A 14601-nucleotide genomic window follows, 5' to 3' on the forward strand; every position below is an offset into this window, starting at 1 on the left:
ACAGGTGTGACTTGTGTGCACGGCGCGCCTGCCGGAAAGTCCCCCAACGCGGAATTAACCTACGGACGTCGATGGTGCGTCCCGCAGCATCGGCAGGGAGCCTGCGAGGCGACCGGCGACCGGACTATCGTCCGTCCGTTTTGCATCGAGCGAACGCACGGCGACGGGGCGCGGTGCGGGGAAAATCGCGGACCTAACGGACAATTCACGCGGGGACGGAGGTGTTGAGGCGATGCCGAATTCGATTCTCTGGATCGGCCTGGTCGTGCTCTGGGTTTTCGTCCTGTTCCCGATACTCGCCGATCGGCACCCGCGGATCCGTCAGACCACCGACGCGGCATTGGCGACCCGCGTCTTGCACCGCGGAGGTTCCAAGCGGCGCACGAAGAAAGGACCGGCCGCCGGGCACGACAGTGACCCCGACTATCGGCCGACCCGAGTGCAGAGAAAGCTATCCCACAGCGATCATGCGGAGGACCGGATGACGACACCGGCCGACGACCAAGTCACCGAGGCCGACCAGGAGCCGGGGACCGTCCCCGCACTCGAGGCGGGCGACAACCCGTCCGACACCGCGGCATCCGACGCCGACATCACCGAGACGGAGCTCGACGACAGCGCCGAAAACGATTCGGACGATACCGATTCGGACGAGACCGACATCGCAACCGCCGGAACCGCTGCGCAGACAGACGATCCGGCCGATGATGACGACGTGGCCGATGAGCACACCACAGCGACCGCGGCCCGCATCCCGCCCGCCCACTCCGCGGCGCCGGCCCGCGTCACCGACACGGATCCCGAATCCGATTCGGATGACCAGGAATTCGTGCCGACCCGGCGTGGCCGCGGCGGCTACGACCCGGAAGCCGACGCGATCGCCCGCGCCGCCCGCTACACCTTCCGGCAGCGCGCCGTACTCGGCTTGGTACTCGCCACCATTCTCTCGGGCGCCCTCGGCGTCGTCATCAACGCGCTGCTGTGGTGGGCCTGCGGACTCACCGCCGTCGTCCTCGTCACCTACCTGGCCTACCTGCGCAAGCAGGTCCGCATGGAAGAGGACATCCGCCGCCGCCGTGCCGCCCGCCTCACCCGCGGCCAGCGCGACGAATACGCCGACGACGACTCCCGCCATGCCGAACAACAGGCCCGCCGCGCCATGGACCGCGACACCGCCCGCGCCCTACGCCGCCGTTCCGTCCTGCTCGAACCCGACGACGAAGACCCGATGTTCGAAAACCTCGAAACCTTCGACCCCGCCACCGCCCGCGCTCTCCGCCGCGGCACCGGCGGAGATATGCGCCGAGCCGCGGGAGCATAAGCATTTCCCCAGTTCAGACGGCCGATTCGGAGTCTGGGGGCATCTTTGCTACAGTTGCACAGCGCGGTTCCCCCCGGGAACCGCACGGGGCTATAGCGCAGTTGGTAGCGCGTCTCGTTCGCATCGAGAAGGTCAGGGGTTCGATTCCCCTTAGCTCCACAGTTCCCGCAGGTAAGGGCGGGTTTTCGAGTCGAACTCGGGAACCCGCCCTTTCGCATCTTCCAACTGAACCGGTAGGACCCAACTGGGGCGGGTTCGGCGTCGATGTCGACTTCGATCGCGCCGAGTGTCGACGTCCTCGCAACGGCTTTGCACCCCTCGCAGAGGTTGTCATCGCTGCGAGGGGTAGGGATGGTCTGTGAGGGTCAGATGTGGGCCGCGTGTGAAGCATCCCGTCAAGCGGCGTCGAGGGCTCCGGTGATCTTGCGGGCCATCGCGGTCGAGGTGGGGCTGGGCCGGCCCTCGTGGGGCTGAGCGGCGGCTTCGATGGCGACGAGGACGGTGCTGCGGAAGTTGTCGGCCTCGGCCGGAGATTGCTTGTGCAGCAGGCCCATCGCTGCGGTCAGGGCGGGCAGCACGTGGTCGGCGAGTTCGGCGACGGACTTGCCGTTCAGGATGATGTCGTTCGACTTCGCGGCGAGTACGTGCCCGATCGTGCCGATCGCCGACGACAAGGCGATGGAACCGTTCGTAGCGACCTTGCCGGGCTTGCCGGTGGCATCGGCGGCGGCCATCAGTGACACGGCGCCGTAGGCGGCGGTCCGCAGGGTGCTCTTGTCCTGATCGGTGAGGGTGATGGAGGAGGTGCTGTTCTTCGTCATGGCAACAACTATCAGCGTCTGGCCTGATACCGCCCTGACACCTGGCTGACATGGCCGATGACACGGTGTTCCACCTTGCCGCGCCTGGCACGACGAGGTAGCGATCAGTATCGGGCTGCGCCCCGGACTCCCGATCGACGCCGCAGGCAGGCCGGTCGAACGCTGGGCTGGGGTACCCCAGCCCAGCGTCGACCCCGAAATCCCCTGTGCGGACTGGTGGGACCTACGCGGCGACGATAGCGAGGCGAAGGTGTTCTTCGATATCGGCGGGTGAGCCGGTGTAGTGGAGCGTGCGCAGACCGAGGCGAGCGGCGGCTTGGCAGTTGTCGGCACGGTCGTCGACGAACAGGACGCGGCCGGGATCGCGAACTCCGGTCGCGGCGAGTGCGTTTCGGTAGGTGTCGGGGTGGGGTTTGTTCATGCCGAGCCGGGCCGAGTAGAGGGCGTCGGTCATCACAGTGCGCCAGTCGGAGGTGTCGAGGGCATCGGCCACCGGACGGGGTGTGTTGGAGAGCAGCACCATCGGGAGACCCGCCTGCCGGGCCTGGTGGAGGAGTGCGACTACGCGGTCGTCGGTCCAGGTCCACATCGCGGTGTCGACGGCACACAACCGGGTGAGCAGTTCCGGGTTCGGGCGATGGCCGAGCACGGCGGTCCAGAAGTCCGCATCGTCGAATTCGCCGGAATCGTAGGGTTCGCGGGCGCTCCAGAAAGCGGTCTGGAAGAGTCCGAGCTCGTCGGCGTGCCATCCGGCGAGTTCGGCGAGGCTGCTCCACATAGGGATGGTGGGCTGCAGGCCGATGACGCCGTTGTAGTCGAAGATGACCGCGTCGAGTTCCGCGGGCTGGTGAGATAGTGCGGTTACCACCGGTTCTCCAGGGCTCGATGAGATAGGACAGCCACGCCTGCGGCGAGCAGGGCGGGCAGTATGAGGGCAGCGGGCAGAGTTGTCGCGGTGGCCAGGGCGCCGACCAGCGCCGGGCCTGCGAGGAGGCCGAGATAGCCGGTCACGGCTACGGTGGCGACCGCGCGAGGTCCGCCTGCGCCGGCTGCGCTGAACAGGGAGGGAATCGTGACCGATAGGCCGAGACCGAAAACGGCCCAGCCGGCCAACGCGAACGGCACACCGGTCACCGACAGACCCGCGATTAGTCCGGCCGAGGCCAGAATCGCGCCCGTCCGAACTACTTTCGGCGCACCGAAGCGTGCGATGAGCCGATCACCGACGAGACGTCCAGCGGCCATGGCCGCGCTGTATCCGGCGAACGCCGCGGCACTGACCGCGGGCGACGCGTCGAGCACGCTGAGATGGACTGCCGACCAATCGGCCGCAGCGCCTTCACCCAGCAGACATGCGGCGGCCAGCAAGCCCAACAGCCAGATCCGGGACCGGGACAGTTCGGGCGAACGCTCCGGCGTCGCCGTTTCCACCGGAGCAAGGTTCGCGGATCCGACGCAGCGGGTCACCGGCGCCACCGCGGCCGTGGCCACGATCATCACGGTCGCGATGACGCCGAAAATGTAGGTGTGCGAATCGTGTGCGGTGACAGCGGCGAGCACTGCCCCGCCCAGCGCGCCGAGACTGTAGGCCGCATGCAGGCCCGACATGATCGGGCGACCGTATGCCTCCTGGCACCGAACCGCCGCGGCGTTCGCCGCGACATCCAGCACACCGTGCGCGGCACCGAAGAGCAGCGCCGCAACGGCGAGAGCGATCGGATTTCGGCAGGTACCGAGCAACGCGAGGCTTGCGGCGAGACCGAGTCCGCCGCCGGTCAACAGTTGCGAAAGTCGGGCGGGCTCGGCGAGGCGACCACCCACCTGGAGGCCGGCGACCATGCCGACCGCGGCGGCGAGCAGTATCGCGGCCAGTCCCGCGGTGTCCAATCCGGCGGACGCCTGGACCGCCGGAATCCGGGTTCCCCAGACGGCCATCACAACGCCGAGTCCGGCGAAGTATCCCGTCAACAAACCCCGACTCCGCACAACGGTGTCGGGTAGATCTCGCGCGCGTTCCAAAGTCGGCGCGACGGTGCCTGTCATGAAATCTCCATCGGTGCCGCCGCCGACTTCGCCGTCGAGAACGGTCGCGAAATCGGCTGCAGGTGGGTATGACGATTCCCGCCTCTTTCCATGACGAAAGAGGCGCACAAACTGTGGATCGGTGGAAGGTTCGCGAGTCGAAGGCTGAGAGGCCGCGCCACGCTGCGCGAGCAAGCCGAAACCTACCAAGGGGTACGGAGAGCTACCACTTGGAAAGGCTCTCGGTGATGGGCTCCACAAAGTGCCATTCGAAGGTCTCACCGGCGTCGCAGCCGAGCTGGGTCACAGTCTTCGAAGATCCGAATCTCGGGCCGCTCCACTACCAGCGGGTTCGGGTTGTGAAATGTTGGGCCCACCACCGCTTCGCGTCGGCCGATCTCGCCCGTTGGTCTTCGGACAGGCCGCATGACCGCTTCGAACCGCGCGGCCGTCGGTTCATCGGCGACCTGTTCGGATGGGGGGAGCTGTGACGGTCGCGATCCAGCTAGTGGTTTCGGTCGGCGGGGGATGGTTGCGGGCTGCCGCACAGAATCCGGACGGCTTCGGCGCTGATGGCCTGCCGCAGTTCGGCATTCGGGATGTTGTCGAGCCCGGCGGCATTGCGCAGGAAGGGCTCGAACAGTTGCCAGCCGAGTACGAACGCCGCGGCGTTCGCGGCGGAGAGGGCGGCGTCACGGTCGTCGGCTCGATGTGAGCGGGCCTGGTCGATCAGGGCCGTGATGACAGGAAATCGGCTCTGCATCTGTCCGACCGGATAGCCGTCGAGAATGCAACGTGCCAGCACGACCCAGTGCCGGCGTAGTCGGGGATCGTCCGGCGACAACGTGCCGGTATCGGCGAACTCGGCGGTTTCGGCGGACAGGTGGTCGAGTACGGCCGTCACCAGCTTGTCCTTGGCGCCGAGGTGCCGGAATACCAGTCCGTGGTTCACTCCGGCCCGCTCGGCGATGTCTCGGATCGACGTCGCGGCCGGGCCACGTTCGGCGAACAGATCCGCGGCGTGGGTGAGTACCGCGGACACGACGGCGTCGCGACCGAGTGGGTTGCTGTCGTCGGGAGACGTCCTTGCACCCTCTGTAGTCATGTGACTACAGTAGCTCATATCAGCTGTAGTCGATTGACTACAGCCTCGCTTCCTCCTAGAAAGAAGGTCGCCATGTCCGTGATCGCCGATAAGGACCCGGCCGCCGGCTACGCGCCCCGTACCGTTCAGCTCCCCGGATACCCGGTCTGGTCCGGCCCTTTCACACATGTCGCCGCCGAGCGTGACCGGCTCGGCCGGCTGAGCTGGCAGTATTTCGACGCCCGCCAGGTCGGCGCAACCCTCGGCGCGGAGATCTCCGGGGTGGACCTGACCACCGAGTTGCCGAACGCGGTGATCGTCGAACTGCGGCAGGCGCTGCACGAGTACAAGGTGCTGTTCTTCCGCGATCAGTCGCTCACCCCGGAACGGCACGTGGCCTTCGCGCGACGGTTCGGCACGCTCGAGGTCCACCCGTTCATCCCCGCCAACACCGACCAGCCGGAACTCGTGCGATTCGAAAAGAGCGCCCAGGTCGGCGGTTTCGAGAACTCCTGGCACCACGACGTCACCTGGCGCGAGCAGCCATCGATGGGCGCTGTCCTACATGCGATTTCGGTGCCCCCGATCGGCGGGGACACGCTGTTCGCCGATATGTACGCCGCCTACGACGCCCTCGACGACGACACCCGGACGCGAATCGAAAACCTCGACGCCGTCCATGATTTCACTCGCGCGTTCGGGCATATGCTCAACGACGAGCAGCGGGAGAAGATGCGCGCCGAGCATCCGGCGGTGGCCCACCCGCTGGTGTGCACGCACGCCGTCACCGGCCGCAAGCACCTCTACGTCAACCGGATCTTCGCCGACCGCATCCACGGCTTGGATCTCGGGGAGGGCCGGGCGCTGATCGACCGGTTGTGCCGGACGGCCGACGCTCCCGAGCATCAGGTTCGGCTGCGGTGGGAGCCCGACACCGTCGCGTTCTGGGACAACCGCGCCGTCCAGCACTATGCCGCCAGCGACTACTGGCCCCAGGTGCGCATCATGGAACGCGCCTCCATCGTCGGCCCCCGTCCCACACGTTGACCGAAATGGCAGTCGACCACAGCCGGTCCGGGACACCGCACGACTCCGCGCGAGTACGGTCAGCCGCCGGGGTGCTCGGGCAGGCCGTTATCGCGCGTGGCGGCGTTCGGCACCTCGTCGACGCCGTCACGCCGGTCGCGGTATTCCTGTTCGGATATCAACTGTTCGGGACCGGTCCGGCGGTCGCGGCCACGGTGATCACGGCGTCCCTGCTCGCCGGATGGCGGTGGCGGCGCGGTGATTCACCGAAAGTCGTTACGGCCGCTCTGATTGCTGTCACCGCCTATTCGGCGCTGGTGCTGTTCACCGGTGAAGGTCGTGCCTTCTTCCTACCCGAGATCGTCGGCTGTGCGGTCTCGGCGGTCGCATTCGGTGCCACCCTCATCCGGGGTCGTCCGTTGAGTCTGCTTGTGTGCCAACGCATCCGGATCGAACCTGCGGATGTCGATCAGTCCCGGATCCGGCAGCACAGACGCCTGACCGCGGCCTGGGCCGTGATGTGGGCGCTCCATGTGCTGATACTTCTGCCGCTGTATGCCGCCGATCAGATCACGGCCCTGGCGGTGGTAACCATGCTGCTCGGCAAACCCTCGGTACTCATCGCCGTTGCCGCTTCATGGTTGTGGGTCCGCAAGCGATAACCGACGGCAGCATGCATGCCCGCGCCAGTGCTGCCGTTCGCGACCACCTGGTAGTCACAGCCCGGCCCGAACCCATTGCTGAGCCCACCCCCGCACCCCGATCTCGGCCGCTGCTCCGCAGCCGTAACTTGTTCTCGCCTGGGGAGTCTCGCCGCTGTCGCGTCCCACGCGGGGCCCGGAGAGGGTTCGCCCCGGGCCCCGGGACGTGGCTCGCCTACCAGAGGCCGCTTCATCCGAATCGAGTGGGGCAAATATCGGGCGACTCGATAGTTCTTGGCTGCTGTCCTCAACGGAATCGCGGTCGCTGCACGATACGCTCGCCGCCATGACGACGATCACACCTGCGATGTTTGCGGATGACGATGTGCGGCCGGCCCCGTCGCGCGGGGCGCGGCACATCATGAGGCGGTTGATTTCGTTCAGACCGCGTCCAGCACATGCGTCGCTAGTCGTGACGGGAGTCGTGGCCGTCAAGTCTTTTCAAATGTCTTTCGATGCCCTGCACGATCTCTCGATACGGAATCTGGTCGCGCCCGAACTCGCCTCGAATGTGCCGATCGCCATCGACGGCTTGGTGATCGGTTCCATCATCGCCACCGCTTCGTTCCGGAAATGGAGCATGGGCTGGTGGTATGCGACCGTGTTGTTCGCTCTCTCGACGCTGGTCTCGGTTTCCGGGAATATTCAGTACGCCCACGAGATCGGTGGCGGCGTTGTGGCGATGGCGATTTACGCTGGTATGCCGCTGACGATGTTGTTCGCGGTGCATCTCACCTTGATGATCTGGGAACGCGGCAGGCAGATCGCGGCCGAATGTGCCGCCGCGGCCTCCGAAGCCGAGGAGTTGGAGCGGGTCACCGAACCCCTCGAAGTGGGACAGCCTAAGCTCTACCCGCTCGAGACCATTCCGTCCGGGCTCACCGGACGGCAGACCATCGGGGTCGGATCGCAGGACCGGCCCACTTCGCTGGACGCTATCGAACGACCCAAGATCGCTACGACCGCCGTACACATCTAACGACGCACGCTGCTCGACCAACCTCAGTCACCCTCGAACCTCTCTATGGAGCACATAATGGCGACGACCGTGTGGCAAGACCAAGGCGTAGACCAGTTTCGGGAAATCGCGGGCCGATTGGCTTCGATCATCCAGAGCAGTCTGGATCGCTCGGGGGCGATGACACAGTTCACCGACGCGATCGGCAATGCCGACGCATTCACCGATCTGATGATCGAATACTCCGGACGCTGGTTCAGCGAGACCGGCGGTCGCTCGACCCTGATGGGACCGGAACTGTTCTGGATGCTGTCCGAGCCCGGACCGCGTCGCGCCGCCTTGTCCGGAATGCGTGGCCATGAATCAACTTCCGAATCCGACATCAGTGCCGGACAGCGCGGCCGCAAATTGTTGTTGATCTGTGTTTTCGAAGCGCTCGCCCAGAGCCAATGGCTGCCCGAGGGTATTGCAGAGCATTCATTGGTCAATGGAATAGGCTGACCCGCCGCCGAACTCGGCCCACCCGGCGATGTTCCGTCGACGGAATATTTCCGGGCGGGGCCCGGCAAAGAACCAGCATCAGCCACCCGCAGTGTGGCCGCCGGGCTCTGCGGGAGTACGTAGTATCGGGAGATGTCCGACCCCGAGTACAGTTCGGCGCATATCCGAGTGCTCGAACTCGATGAGGCCGTTCGCTCGCGACCTGGGATGTACTTCGGATTGGGGCGAGGGAATCCTGATCTTCCGACTCGGGTCCTGGCCGCAGTGCTGGCCCATGCGCTTCATCCTGCAACCAAACTTGCTCCTACGCACTCGCCCTCCGTGTACGCCGAGGTCTTCGATGATCTCGCCTTCTCGGTGACGGACGATCAAGCGAGTCCTTTCGACGGTGGGACTCCGCAGCCGGGGGTGTTCGGTTCGCTCCTGGGAACCGATCGGTGGTTGTGGGCCGCCGCGGCCGCGGTGAGTTCATGTGCCGTAGTCGAGGTGTGGCGGGAGGGGCGAGGGTTTCGTCGAACTCTCGCTGCGCTTCGTCCGAGTGGGCCGCGGGAAGTGTTCGATGCCCCTCCCGGACGCGGGACGAAGGTGACATTTCATCTGTGCCCGAGTTACTTCGGCGAGGCGGCGGCTATCTCGCGTGACTTGACCGACCTGGATCTGCACGGCCGAGATTGTGCGGTTCCGCCGGGACCGGGGTGGGTCACCCTCTTGGATCTTCGACGCGGCCCGGAATCGAGCCCGATCGAGTACACCTGACCGGTCGCGTTGTCGGTATGGCGCGGAAGCTTGACGGCGGGTGCTAAGCACTCGCCGGGCGGCGGTCATTCCGTGCGGAGCACGACAATTCCGGGGACCGTGCGCACGTAGTCGCGGAAGGGGGAGTCGACCACCTTGTTGTTGGCGGTGAGGGAGGAGGCATTGCGGAATACCGGACCCGACGGGGTTGTCGCGAAGATTCCGACGTGGGTGACGTCCAGGCCGGGGAGGTCGGCGTACGCGGCGACGTAGTCTCCGTTGCGGAGTCGACCGATGACGGCCTCGTCCACGTACCCGCTGGGGATGTAGGTGATGCCGCGCTGAACCACCGGCAGGCCCGGCAGGTAGTTTCCGCCGTCGCCCTTGGCGTTCAGATCCTTCGTCACCGTGACCGCCCGGGGGCTCACGGCGGCGGTGACGTCACGGGCGCTGATCGGCGAGGTATTCGCCCAATCGGTGAAGAAGTGCCTGCGCTGGAGGAAATCGACGCGGCCGTCGACATATCGCGTCCGGATCAGGTTCCGCACGAACTGCGCGCGATCGGCGGATTCGCTCAGTGCAGCCACGTAGTCGAGGTAGGTGAAGCAGTCCACCCGCCGGAAGTCGATGACCAGTTGCTCGGGTTGGGTGGCCGAGCCGACCAGCATATTCGCGCCATACGGTGTGCCGAGGAACTGTCGGGAGAGCAACTCGACGAGGTCGGCCTTGCGCTGGCCGCCGGACCCCGCCCGTACCGCAAGCAACTCATCGATCTTCCGCCCGGTGACATCGTCGATACTCGCTGCGGTTGCCCAATCCGTGCCACTCGGTTCGGCAACCGCGGCGGGCAACGCCAGCGTGAGGCAACCGACCACCGCGAGCACAACGGACACGAGTTGAGCGATGGTGCGCAAGGTACCTCCAGCGGTTTCGCCGACTGCCGCAACAGTCCGGATCTGCCTGGCCCAGGCTATAGGGTGCCAGGAGCGACATGGTGTGAGCGGACATTCTTCGTGACTTTTCGCAGGATTCCGGCGATCCGAGTCGAATAATGTCCGCGCAGACCGGTGGAACGGCCACGACCATGCGGCCCCGACAGGTTTCGGCCCGATCGCCGGGGACCCGCCGGTCCACGTGACGGCTGATCAGGCAACTCGGGCAGTGGTTGCGCCTGCCGTGATCGGGCGCGAGCCTGCTCACGGCCGAGCCGCAGCGGAAAGTATCGGTGCGCAGTGCCGGGCTGGCACCGTGCTGGGTAGCGATGTTGTCGGACACCCGGGTTCCTCACTCCTGAGCCGTGTACCAGAGCAGCGGGAACAGGCCGAGCGCGCCTCGAAAGTTCTAGTGGCGTGTGGCTTTACAAGTCTGAGGCGCCCTCGGCGCGGGCCCGGGTCATAGACATCCTTGCCGCCGGTGCGACCGCCAGGCCGACCTCTCGCCGCGCGTGATCGCGCGGCGGCAACGCCAACAGCGCCACCGCCCGATCTCCACCGAATGTCCGCGCGGTGCCGGATACGACGGTGCCGCCGGACCCGGAAGAGGGATCCAGCGGCGCCTATTCGGTCCGCGCGACCGCGTCGGCGGACGTCGTCCGATTACAGACCCTGACCCAGGAGTCCCCCGAAGGCGCCGAGTACGAGGGCTGCGACAAGCGCGACCGGATCGCCGCGGAGCATTCCGTCGCGCAGCCAATTGCCAACCTGAGCGGCCATATCGTTCGAGCCCATCACTTCCCCATTTCCGTTGTGTGCCTGCGGTTATATCCGCCGGTCAGGTCGGCGGAGCATCTACGCCAACGTGGCGGATCGTCGTGGGGTGTCCTCGACTCCGATGCGATACGAACCTACCCGTCTGCGAAATGAGCTGCGCCGAGCGAGCTCTCAGCCCTGGGCAGTGGGTACCACAATCAGCTCCGCCACGTTCACCCGCCGCGGTGCCGCGACGGCGTAGGCGACAGCGTCGGCGATATCCTCGGGGGTGAGGATTTCCATCTGGGTGCGCCACTCGGCGAGTCCGGCCCGTTGTTGCTGATCGCGCATGCCATCCCCCAGTTCGGTACCGACGAATCCGGGTTCGATGTTCTTCACCCGGACACCGCGCGGGCCGAATTCGGCCCGCATATTGCGGGTGAGGTGGGCGACCGCGGCCTTGGTGGCGGTGTAGACGGCGTAGTTGGGGAATACCGTGTGGCCACCGATGGAGCCGACGTGCACCAGGTCGGCAGGTCGATGCGCGTCGGCGGCGGCGAGCAGGTCGTCGATGAAAGCGCGTCCGGTGTAGAGCAATCCGTTGATATTGGTGTGCACCATCTGATCCCACTCATCGGCTTCCGCCGATTCGAAGGGCGCCGCGAGCATGACGCCCGCGTTGGCGACGACGAGATCGACAGGGCCGAGCTCGGCCCGGACGGCCGCCGCGGCATCGCGGACCGACTGGCGATCGGTCACATCGGTCGGGACGGCTATTGCGCCGATTTCAACGGCGAGCTCGTCGAGCCGGTCCTTGCGGCGGCCGAGTACGGCCACCCGCGCGCCGTCGGCGGCGAACTTGCGCGCGGTGGCCGCGCCGATTCCACTGGTTGCTCCGGTGACGACCGCGATGCGGCCTTCGAGGTTCTGTGTCATGACCACCACGTTGTTGCCCGGCGCGCCCGGCTGCCAGGTCGCGGACTTCCTGGTAGTGCGAGGGCCACCCAGGCCCGGCGGCGCTGGCTTACGCTCGATTGATGGACTCCGATAATCGACTGGGTTCCTTCCTGCGGGCGCGGCGTGAACTCGCCCGCCCGGAGGATTTCGGCATACCCGCCGGTGGCCAGCGCCGCGTGGCCGGGCTGCGCCGCGAGGAGGTGGCGCTGCTGGCGGGGGTGAGCGCCGACTACTATGTGCGGCTCGAGCAGGGACGCGACAAGCATCCGTCGGAACAGGTGATCGCGGCCTTGGCCCGGGTGTTCGACCTCGATGCGGAGGGCACCGCGCATCTGCGGGAGTTGGCGCGGCCGGTCCTGCGGCGCAAGCGCGCGCCGCGCCGACCCGAGCGGGTCAGCCCCGGCTTGCTGCGGCTGATGGACACGTGGACCACCACGCCGGTCCTGGTCATGGGTCGGTATCTGGACGTGCTGGCGGCGAACCCCCTGGCAGCGGCGGTCAATTCCTGCTCGGTGCCGGGTGTCAACCAGCTGCGGATGATGTTCCTCGATCCGGAGGCGTGCAATATCTACGCGGATTGGCCGACGGTCGCGGCGGAGACCGTGGCCAGCTTGCGCGCGACCGCGGGTGACGATCTCGACGACCCGCGCCTGACGGAACTCGTCGGCGAATTGTCTTTGAAGAGTGCGGAATTCCGCCGCCTGTGGGCCAGGCACGATGTGCGCGTCAAAACCGCGGGGGTCAAGCGCTTCATCAACCCGATGGTCGGTGCGTTGACGCTGTCGTATGAAATCTTCACCGTCAACGATGCCCAGGGCCAGATCCTCGTCGCCTACCACGCCGAACCCGGTTCCAGCTCGGAACACGCACTCGGCCTCCTGGGCAGTATGGTCGCCGGATCGGAAACGGGCAGAAGAGATCTCGACGGCCGCGCCACGGCCGAACCGACGGTGGCGCCCGGATCCGCGCCGACGTCGATGTAGTCGTCCCCGGCCGAGTCCGCGGACACTCGCGACCGATTCCGTTTGACGTCCGTTCACTTGCGCGTAACCATGAATCATCGACAACGACGAGCCCCGCCCACCCGGTGGGACTCTCCGTTCGGATGACAACGAGGGACGAGTGCGGGACCGATCCGACGTAGAACAGGCGCGGGTGTTCTACGACCTGCTCATGGCGGAGGCCGAAACACTCGCGGCCGGTATCCGCGCCAACGGCATGACCAGCCGCGGAACTCCCCGGGCCAGCACCGAATCGCTGCTGTTGCAACGCGAACTGCGGGAGGTGCGCCGCTGCCTGGACAACCTTCGCGAGAGCTTCCCCGAACTCGAGCGCGGCGCGGCCGACTCCCCGGGCGCCGGTCGCGGGATGGGCTGAATCCCGCCACGGAACCTGTTGTCATGTTCGAACTTCGGGCTTTCGGTAAGTTGACTGCTTGTGCGTAGTTCGCGGCCGCAGAATTTTTCACGCACGGGGCCAACGTTTTTCGTTCTTGCAGTCGGTGCCGTTGTCTCGCTGACCCTGCTGTTCGTCACGGTCGATCCGTGGCTGGACAAGTCGGGCATCCTGGTCGGCGGTCTGGACGTACACGTCTACCGGGACGGGGCGTGGCGGATTCTGCACGGACGCCCGCTCTATGCCGAGCCGACCTTCTACGGGCTGCTGTACACCTATACCCCGTTCTCCGCCTTGGCTTTCATCCCGATCGACTGGGTGCCCTGGTCGGCCGTCACCAATACCTGGTTGGCAGTCAATATCTGCGTACTCGTCGGCTGCGTGCTCATGAGCTGGCGGATACTCGGCTACCGGCTCGGACCCCGGCTGCTGGGTATCAGCGTGCTGCTCGCCCTCACCTGCGTCTTCCTCGAACCGGTGCGGACCACCCTGTACTACGGGCAGATCAATCTGGTGCTGATGTTGCTGGCGCTCTGGGACTGGTCGCGTGCCGACAGCGGTCGGATGCGGGGGCTCGGCGTCGGCCTGGCAGCGGGGATCAAGCTGGTCCCCAGCTATTTCATCGTGCAATTCCTCGCACTGCGCCAGTGGCGTTCCGCGGTCACCGCCTCGGCGGTGTTCCTCTCGACGGTGGTCGTCAGCGCGGTCGTGCTGCCCGCGGATTCCCGGCAGTACTGGACGTCGATATTCTTCCAATCCAATCGGATTGCGGTGGATACCCATCCGGCCAACCAATCCCTGCGCGGCGCGATGGCGCATCTGATCGGGCATCCGGCGCCGGTGTGGTTGTGGCTGGTGCTGGCCTGCGCGGTCGCGGGCGCGAGCCTGATGATCACGGTGGGTCTGTACCGGTGTGGGGAACGGCTGCTCGCGGTGACCCTCGCCGGACTCACCGCCTGTGTGATCTCGCCGTATTCGTGGGGGCATCACTGGGTGTGGTTCGTGCCGCTGCTGGTCTATCTGGTGCACCGGGCGCAGTCGCGGCCGCGCTGGTGGGCCGGCGCGGTCGCGCTCTATGTCGCGAGTTGCGCCTGGGCCTATCACTGGAGCGACACCTGGGTGTCCATCGGGGTATTCCTCTTGCCGCCGTCGTGGCCGATCGCCCCGATCCTGATGAATATCTACATCATCGCCTACTTCGCCGTACTTGTCGGCTCGGGCGTCCTGCTCGCGCGTCGCGGTCACGCCGATTCGGGTGCGCTCCCGGATCGGGTCTGCGAATCGCCGTCGCTGCCCGCACCGGAGCGCAGCCCCCATCAGCCGGTGGAATGAGGCTGGGGCGACTCGGGGGCGAGGTGTGGGTGCCACGCCAGGCGGCACCGGTCGGACCGT

General features: G+C 66.4%; 15 protein-coding genes and 1 tRNA gene. 9 read left to right on the forward strand and 7 right to left on the reverse strand.

Annotation, left to right across the window (positions count from 1 at the left end; translation table 11 throughout):
* The first annotated feature begins 232 nt into the window (after positions 1–232).
* Positions 233–1321 (forward strand): gephyrin-like molybdotransferase receptor GlpR, encoded by a 1089-nt coding sequence (gene glpR, locus AB0H61_RS27435; RefSeq protein WP_357309974.1) that lies wholly within the window; start codon positions 233–235, stop codon positions 1319–1321.
* 86 nt (positions 1322–1407) lie between these two features.
* A tRNA-Ala gene (locus AB0H61_RS27440) sits at positions 1408–1480 on the forward strand.
* 236 nt (positions 1481–1716) lie between these two features.
* On the opposite strand, the gene AB0H61_RS27445 is transcribed toward AB0H61_RS27440, so the two are convergent.
* The 4 genes from AB0H61_RS27445 to AB0H61_RS27460 all read right to left on the reverse strand — a co-directional run bounded on the left by AB0H61_RS27445 (position 1717) and on the right by AB0H61_RS27460 (position 5269).
* Positions 1717–2142, reverse strand: a complete 426-nt coding sequence (locus tag AB0H61_RS27445; protein WP_357309977.1) for a hypothetical protein — start codon at positions 2140–2142, stop codon at positions 1717–1719.
* A 223-nt stretch (positions 2143–2365) separates the two neighbouring features.
* Entirely contained in the window at positions 2366–3010 is a 645-nt protein-coding gene (locus tag AB0H61_RS27450; protein WP_357309979.1) for an HAD family phosphatase, read from the reverse strand.
* Complete coding sequence (locus AB0H61_RS27455; RefSeq protein WP_357309981.1) at positions 3004–4185, reverse strand: MFS transporter; 1182 nt, start codon at positions 4183–4185, stop codon at positions 3004–3006. The genes AB0H61_RS27450 and AB0H61_RS27455 overlap by 7 nt, the downstream gene beginning before the upstream one ends.
* Positions 4186–4669: 484 nt before the next feature.
* Positions 4670–5269 carry a helix-turn-helix domain-containing protein gene (locus AB0H61_RS27460; protein WP_357309983.1) on the reverse strand — a complete coding sequence of 200 codons (600 nt, stop codon included), beginning with the start codon at positions 5267–5269 and terminating at the stop codon, positions 4670–4672.
* A gap of 72 nt (positions 5270–5341) precedes the next feature.
* Here AB0H61_RS27460 and AB0H61_RS27465 point away from each other — a divergent pair, with 72 nt between their 5' ends.
* From AB0H61_RS27465 to AB0H61_RS27480, 4 genes are all read left to right on the forward strand, one after another.
* Positions 5342–6295 carry a TauD/TfdA family dioxygenase gene (locus AB0H61_RS27465; protein ID WP_357309985.1) on the forward strand — a complete coding sequence of 318 codons (954 nt, stop codon included), beginning with the start codon at positions 5342–5344 and terminating at the stop codon, positions 6293–6295.
* Between the two features lie 5 nt (positions 6296–6300).
* Entirely contained in the window at positions 6301–6936 is a 636-nt protein-coding gene (locus AB0H61_RS27470; RefSeq protein WP_357309988.1) for a DUF3159 domain-containing protein, read from the forward strand.
* A 400-nt stretch (positions 6937–7336) separates the two neighbouring features.
* Positions 7337–7954, forward strand: coding sequence for a DUF2637 domain-containing protein (locus tag AB0H61_RS27475; protein ID WP_357310127.1), 618 nt, complete (start codon positions 7337–7339; stop codon positions 7952–7954).
* Positions 7955–8011: 57 nt separating this feature from the next.
* Entirely contained in the window at positions 8012–8434 is a 423-nt protein-coding gene (locus tag AB0H61_RS27480) for a hypothetical protein (protein ID WP_357309990.1), read from the forward strand.
* Between the two features lie 821 nt (positions 8435–9255).
* On the opposite strand, the gene AB0H61_RS27485 is transcribed toward AB0H61_RS27480, so the two are convergent.
* From AB0H61_RS27485 to AB0H61_RS27495, 3 genes are all read right to left on the reverse strand, one after another.
* Complete coding sequence (locus AB0H61_RS27485; protein WP_357310129.1) at positions 9256–10053, reverse strand: DUF1460 domain-containing protein; 798 nt, start codon at positions 10051–10053, stop codon at positions 9256–9258.
* Positions 9935–10444 (reverse strand): RNHCP domain-containing protein, encoded by a 510-nt coding sequence (locus AB0H61_RS27490; protein WP_357309992.1) that lies wholly within the window; start codon positions 10442–10444, stop codon positions 9935–9937. The genes AB0H61_RS27485 and AB0H61_RS27490 overlap by 119 nt, the downstream gene beginning before the upstream one ends.
* Positions 10445–11049: 605 nt before the next feature.
* On the reverse strand, positions 11050–11793 hold the full coding sequence (locus AB0H61_RS27495; protein WP_357309994.1) for an SDR family oxidoreductase: 744 nt from the start codon (positions 11791–11793) through the stop codon (positions 11050–11052).
* Between the two features lie 101 nt (positions 11794–11894).
* Between AB0H61_RS27495 and AB0H61_RS27500 the strand changes: the two genes are divergently transcribed.
* The 3 genes from AB0H61_RS27500 to AB0H61_RS27510 all read left to right on the forward strand — a co-directional run bounded on the left by AB0H61_RS27500 (position 11895) and on the right by AB0H61_RS27510 (position 14541).
* A complete protein-coding gene (locus AB0H61_RS27500) occupies positions 11895–12797 on the forward strand; it encodes a helix-turn-helix transcriptional regulator (protein ID WP_357309997.1) in 903 nt (300 codons plus the stop codon).
* Between the two features lie 139 nt (positions 12798–12936).
* On the forward strand, positions 12937–13191 hold the full coding sequence (locus AB0H61_RS27505; RefSeq protein ID WP_357309999.1) for a hypothetical protein: 255 nt from the start codon (positions 12937–12939) through the stop codon (positions 13189–13191).
* A gap of 60 nt (positions 13192–13251) precedes the next feature.
* Positions 13252–14541, forward strand: coding sequence for a glycosyltransferase 87 family protein (locus AB0H61_RS27510; RefSeq protein WP_357310002.1), 1290 nt, complete (start codon positions 13252–13254; stop codon positions 14539–14541).
* Positions 14542–14601: the final 60 nt, after the last annotated feature.

Source organism: Nocardia sp. NPDC050710 (genome assembly GCF_040654375.1).
Lineage (GTDB): Bacteria > Actinomycetota > Actinomycetes > Mycobacteriales > Mycobacteriaceae > Nocardia.